General features: G+C 74.2%; 1 protein-coding gene. It reads right to left on the bottom strand.

Annotated features, from left to right (window positions below; translation table 11 throughout):
• Window positions 1-92: 92 nt before the first annotated feature.
• Window positions 93-6095 carry a beta-ketoacyl synthase N-terminal-like domain-containing protein gene (locus tag JO379_RS30215; protein ID WP_209517912.1) on the bottom strand — a complete coding sequence of 2001 codons (6003 nt, stop codon included), beginning with the start codon at window positions 6093-6095 and terminating at the stop codon, window positions 93-95.
• Between the last annotated feature and the right edge of the window lie 414 nt (window positions 6096-6509).

Here is a 6509-nt window from a genome sequence, read left to right as displayed (position 1 = left end):
GTGTTCTCTCCTGGTGATCGGCGATGCGGCGGAGCGTGATCTACGGCCCGGGCGCGCCGGGTTGCGTGAGGGTCAGGCCGGGTCAGTAAGGGTCAGCTGAGGGTCAGGTCGAGCCGGGCCGAGCGGACCGGCGCCGTGGCCGGCCCGGGCGCGGCGGGCAGGCGCCAGAAGCGCCTGCGCCGGTAGACGGGCAGCGGCAGCGGGGGCCTGCCCGGTTCGCCGGGCGTGCCCGGCCCCAGGACGACATGGGCGTTGGTGCCGCCGAAGCCGAAGGCGCTGACGCCGACCCGGCTGCCGGGCGGCAGGTCCATGGCCCGCGTCACCGGGAAGAACGGCGACTCGGCGAACGCGAAGCGCGGGTTCGGCCGGTGACAGTGCAGGGTCGGCACGAGCCGGCCGTGCCGCAGGATCTGTACGGCCTTGATGAAGCCGGCGACGCCCGCCGCGCTGAGCAGGTGGCCCATCGTGCTCTTGATGCTGCCGATGCCGCAGTAGCCGCGGTCGTCGGTGTGGGTCCGGTGGACGGTCGTCAGCGCCTGGAGCTCGATCGGATCACCGATCATCGTGCCGGTGCCGTGGGCCTCGACGTACCCGATGGTGCGCGCGTCGATCCCGCCCCGGGCGAGCACGTCGGAGACCAGGGCGCGCTGGGCGCGTCCGTTCGGGGTGGTGTGCCCCATGGTCCGGCCGTCGTTGTTGACGCCCGACGACTCGATCACGGCGAGCACCCGGTCGCCGTCGCGCTGGGCGTCGGCGAGCCGCTTGAGCAGCACCATTCCGGCGCCCTCGCCGGGGACGAGGCCGTCGGCGGACTCGTCGAAGGTGCGGCACCGGCCGCTGGGCGACAGCGCCTTGCCGGCGCTGAGCATGAGGTAGGGCTCCTCGTCGAACAGCAGGTCCACGCCCCCGGCCAGGGCCATGGACGACTCGCCCGCCGCCAGGCTCTGCGCGGCCAGGTGAATGGTCACCAGCGACGACGAACAGGCGCTGTCGACCACCAGGTTGGGCCCGGTGAGGTCGAGGAAGTGCGAGATGTGCGCGGCCACGAAGTTCTGGTTGACCCCGGCCGTGTACTGCCGCGTGGGGGGCTGCAGATGCGCCCGGTGGTTGCCCGTCCGGGTACCGACGAAGACCCCCAGCGACTGGCCCCGCAGTTCGTCCTCGCGGTAGCCGGCGTCCCGCAGGCACTCCACGGACACCTCCAGCGCCTTGCGCGCCAGCGGGTCCAGCTGCCGGGCCGACTCGTCGTCGAAGCCGAAGAACTCCGGGTCGAACAGGGCGGCGTCGTCGAGGAATCCGCCCCACTTGCTCTGGCTGCGCCCCCGTCCGCCGTCCGGGCTGTAGAGCGAGCCGATGTCCCAGCGGTCGGCCGGCACCTCGGTGACGAGGTCACGGCCGGCCAGCAGCACGTCCCACAGCTGCGCGGGGTCGGCGGCGCCCGGCAGCCGGCAGCCCATGCCGATCACGGCGATCGGCGTCGGCCGCCCGTCGGGGGCGGGGACCGGTTCCGTGACGACGGCACGCGCGGGCCGGTCGGCCGGCCCGGCGGCGGGGGCGGTGGTGGGGGCACCGAGCGCGCCGGCGAGGCCGGCGAGCGTCGGGTGTTCCTGGAGCAGGCTCGGGTCGACCGCGTGGCCGAGTTCCGCTTCGAGGTCCCGCACCAGTTCGGCCATCAGCAGCGAGTCCACGCCGACGTCGCCGAGCAGGGTGTCGGGTCCCAGCAGCGCCGCGTCGACCTTGGTCGTCCGGGCCACCAGGGTGGTCAGCCAGCCGAGGTCCGCCGCCGTGTCCGGCGCGCTGTCCGCGGGGGCTTCCCCGGCCGCGTCCGGCAGGGTGCCGGTGCTGTCGGAGGACGGGACGGCCGGCACGGGACGCGAGGGCGCCCGCTCCGCCGGAGCGGTGCGCGACGGCGCCAGGAACAGCTCTCCGGCGGCCAGCGACGCGCGCTCCACCCGGCAGGGCAGCAGCACGGCTTCGCCGGGCACCCGCAGGGCGAGGTCCAGCAGGTCCAGGGCCTCGTTCCCGTCCAGGTCGGGGATGCCGAGTCCGCCGCCGGCGCTCGTCCGCTCGAGGCCCATGCCGACGCCGCGCCACAGCGGCCAGCGCAGGGCGCGCACCGTGCAGCCGGACTCGCCGTCGTGGGCGGCGGCGAAGTCGTCGAGCACGGTGTTGGCCGCCGCGTAGTCCAGATAGCCCGCGGCCAGCCGGGGTATCGCGCCGGCCACCGAGGAGAACAGCACCATGAGCCGCGGTGGCTTGGGCCCGAAGGCCGACCACAGCACCCCGAGGCCGTCGGCCTTGGGCCGCAGCACCCGGGAGATCTCCTCGGCCGTCCGGGAGAGGAAGGACGCGGGCGGGTCCATGACGCCCGCGCAGTGGAAAACGGCGTCGATCCCGCCGGCCTGCTTCCTGACCCGGCCGATCAGCCGGCGGAGCGAGGTGACGTCGTCGAGCGCGTCGGTCCGCACGGTCAGCGTCACACCGCGCTCGACCAGGGCGAGCAGCGCCGTGAGCCGGGTCCGCAGGACGGGGTCCGTGGACGGCTCGGCGGCGAGGGCGGCCCACTGGTTGCGGACCGGCATCCGGGAGCGGCCGATCAGCACGATGTGCCGGGCGCCGCGGTCGGCGAGGTGGGCCGCGAGGCGCAGCCCGATGCCGCCCAGGCCGCCCGTGATGAGCACCGCGCCGCGGCCGAGGTCCGCGAGCGGGTCGTCACCGTTCGAGGCCGGGGCGAAGGCGGCCACCGGACGGCGGCGCCGGGCCCCCGCGTAGCGGATCTCCGTCTCCCGGTCGGCCGCCGACGTCTCGGCCCTGACGGCCGCGACGAGTTCGGCGGTGCCGCCGTCCACGCGGACGGTCCGCCCGTGGACACCGGGGAACTCGCCGGACAGCGAACGGTAGAAGCCGGCGAGCGCGGAGCGTTCGGCGCCGCTGACGTGCACGCAGCGCAGCCCGATGCGGGGGTTCGCGGTGAGCACGCGCTGCAGCAGCGCGATCCGCTCGGTGACCCGCGTTCCGGGCGCGGACCAGTCGACCAGGTCGACGACACCGGTCAGACCGCTCGCCTCGGGCAGCTCGTCCCCGGGGACGTGCACGACGCAGCGGTCCGCGAGCACCGTGCGAGCGAGCTCCGGGTCGGTGGTGACGACCAGGAGCCGGCCGTCGTGGACGGCGTCCGGTGCGGGCGCGTCCTCCCAGGTGGTGGTGAGGAACTCGGCACCCGGGACGGGCGCCGCCCAGTGCTGGTCACGGCTGAAGGGGTAGGTCGGCAGCGACACCGGCGGGGCGTCCGGAGTCGTGAACTCCGGCTCCGCGGTGTGCCGGTCCTCGGCCGGGGCCACGCCGTCGGCCGGCGCGTTCGCGAGCACCGCGGCGAGCTTCTCGGCCAGTTCGCCGAGGTCCGCGGCCTCGACGGCGACGCGGCACGGCAGGGCGGCGCGTCCGGTCTGCAGGGTCCGCGCGATGGAGGCCAGCGGCGGGGCGTCGGCGGAGCGGACCACCTCCAGGAGCGCGGTCACGGCCTCGCGCAGGGCCTGCGGCGTACGGGCCGAGAGGGGGACGAGCACCGGGAGGGGGGCGGTCGGGGCCGGGGCCGCCGTTTCGGGCGCGTCCTCCAGCACGACGTGTGCGTTGGTGCCGCCCATGCCGAAGGAGCTGACGCCGGCCCGGCGGGGACCGCCGCCGGCGGGCGCTTCCCAGGGGGCCCGCTCGAGTTGGAGCCGCAGCGGGGTGCCGTCGACCTTGATCATCTTGTTCGGCCGGCGCACATTGCGGCTGGCCGGCAGCGTCCGGTGGCGCATGGCCAGGATCACCTTGATCATTCCGGCGATCCCGGCGGCCGCCTCCAGGTGGCCGATGTTGGTCTTGACCGAGCCGACGCCGCAGTGCGGCGCGGCCGGCTCCGGGTGACCCCACTGGTCGTAGAGGCGCTCGAACGCCGCGACCATGCCGGAGATCTCGATGGGGTCGCCCAGGCGCGTGCCGGTGCCGTGCGCTTCGATGTAGCCGACGGTCGCCGGGTCGACTCCCGCCTCGTTGTACGCGGTCACGAGCAGGTCCGCCTGCGCGTCCGGGTTGGGCGCGGTGAAGGACTGTGCCTGCCCGCCGTGGTTGACGGCCACGCCGCGGATCACCGCGTGCACGCGGTCGCCGTCGGCCAGGGCCCGGTCCAGCGGCTTGAGCAGCAGGGCACCGACGCCCTCGCCGCGGACGTATCCGTCGGCGTCGTCGTCGAAGGTGTGGCAGCGGCCGCGGGGGCTCAGCACACCGGTGCGCTGGTAGGCGTGCTGCCGGGCGGGATCGCACAGGACGTTCACGCCGCCGGCGAAGGCCTGGTCGCACTCACCGGCGCGCAGGGCCGCGACGGCCTGTGCGACGGCCACCAGGGACGAGGAGCAGAGGGTGTCGACGGCGACGCTCGGCCCGCGCAGCCCGAGGGCGTAGGACACCCGGTTGGCCACCAGGGAGGGGGAGACCGCGACGCTCAGGTGCGGCTCGTCGTGGCCCGCGTGCTCGGCGAGGACGGCGGCGTAGTCGGAGTGGCAGACGCCCGCGTAGACGCCCGTGCGGCTGCCGGCCAGCGAGGTCGGGTCGCACCCGGCGTCCTCGGCCGTCGCCCACGCCACCTCCAGCAGCAGCCGCTGCTGGGGGTCCATCAGCGCGGCCTCGCGCGGGCTGATGGAGAAGAACTCGTGGTCGAAGCGGCGGATGTCGTCGAGCAGGGCCGCCTTGTCGACCAGCCCGGGGTGGGCGGCGGTGTCCCAGCGGTCGGCCGGGACGGTACGGACGGCGTCCTCGTCCCGGCCCAGCAGGTCCCACAGCTCGGGCACGCCCGACGCGCCGGGGAACCGGCCGGCCATGCCGATCACGGCGATCGGCGCCCCCGCGTCGGAGCGGGGAGCGGCCGGCGGCGCGGTCGTGACCGGGGCCGGAGCGGGACGCTCACCGCGCAGCACGCGCGCCATGGCGGCGACGGTGAAGGCCTGGAACATGGTGCTGGGGTCGATCTCCAGCCCGCTCTCGTCCCGGGCCCGGGCAGCGGCTTCCGACAGCGCCAGGCTGTCGAGTCCGCGCCCGCGCAGGTCGTCGTCCGCGGTCAGCGATCCGGCGGGCTCGTCGAGCACGCTCTCCATCAGCGCCAGGAGCCGGGGCTCGAGGTCGTCGGGTGCGGGCGGGTCGCTCTCCACGGCGGCGGGGGCCGGTGCCGAAGCGGACGGGGCCGAGGCGGCGGGCGCGGCCACGGGAGCTCCCGTGGCGTCCCACAGGGCCGCGTAGGCCTCGGGCCGGACGAGCTGCTTGACGCTCTCCAGGCGGGCGAGCGGCCTTCCGTCGCGCTCCCGCAGCAGGGACGACGTCAGGACCACACGGTGGTCCGCCTCCAGCCGGCAGTCGTCCAGGCGGTAGCGCACCGCGTCGTCGATGCCGCAGTTGCCGAGGTAGACGATGTCCCGGCTGAGGGTGACCGCCTCGACGGCCCACTCGCCGCCCGGCACCAGCGACTGGACGTAATTGCGCTCGCCGCGGTCGTTGATGTGCGGGTACGAGGCGAAGTACAGCAGGCCCGCGGCGTTCATGTCCGCGAACGGGTTGAGTTCGTAGGTGTCGCTGAACAGTCCGGCGCCGTCGGGGGCCGAGGTGGTCCGCGCGCGGAACTCGCGGTGGAAGTCCAGATGTTCCGCCGCCGGCCGCGCCACCGGGGCGCCGCCTTGGGGCTGCGGTGTGCCGGGGACGAGCCAGTTGCCTGCGCCGCGGTGGACGAAGGCCGTGAGCAGCCGGACGTCGACGTGGGCCGTGGCCGTGGCGAAACGGATGTCGCTGACGAACGTCTGCTCGTCGAGCTTGGTCAGTGCGCCGCTCAGCTCTCCCTCGTCGTGCTCGGTGAAGGACCGCAGCGACTCGGCCGCGATGAGCCGGGCGCGGGTGAAGGCGGGCAGCAGCCGGTTACCGTCGGTGTCGGCGAGTTCGGCGACGGGAAGACCGAAGTGTTCCCCGATGAGGGACCAGTGGAGGTCACCGGCCTCACGTAACAGCCAGTTCTCGGACAGACCACTGACAGAGAGTGCGGGAAGCCCCAGAACGACCGGCCGGGTCAGCATGCGGCCACACACGCGAAACGGGCAAGCGGCGCGGAAACACACACACCACGACCTGAACGCGGCCAGGAAAAACGGCAGCGCTGAATCATCACATCCCCCACCCTGCGATGTATTGCGATGAAGTCCCGCCGACGGCGCGGCGATGCGCCGACGCTAGCGGTCCCTCGGAAGAACCGTCGTGAGCGGGAGAACCAACCTCCGTTGGGGAGGCCGGAAATCGCGCTTCGACGGAACACATCTTGGTCGATCATGACCACTTCTGCAAGGGTAACCTTCGTTCATGACAGGCATTCAGGAACCGGGGTTCTGTCCAAACGGCTCGATACGGACACCCCGTTCACCAGGGCGGACATCCACGAACCTCTCTCCTGGCGCCGAGGCCGCGCACCTTCCGCGCCCGGCGGTTCCCGGGAC

The organism is Streptomyces syringium, from assembly GCF_017876625.1.
In the GTDB taxonomy this organism is placed as follows: Bacteria; Actinomycetota; Actinomycetes; order Streptomycetales; family Streptomycetaceae; genus Streptomyces; species Streptomyces syringius.
This window is presented reverse-complemented; position numbering and strand designations above follow the sequence as displayed.

Bases quoted from the DNA above. Each gene is read 5' to 3' on its own strand.
- JO379_RS30215 (WP_209517912.1), bottom strand. From the start codon at position 6,095: ATGCTGACCCGGCCGGTCGTTCTGGGGCTTCCCGCACTCTCTGTCAGT.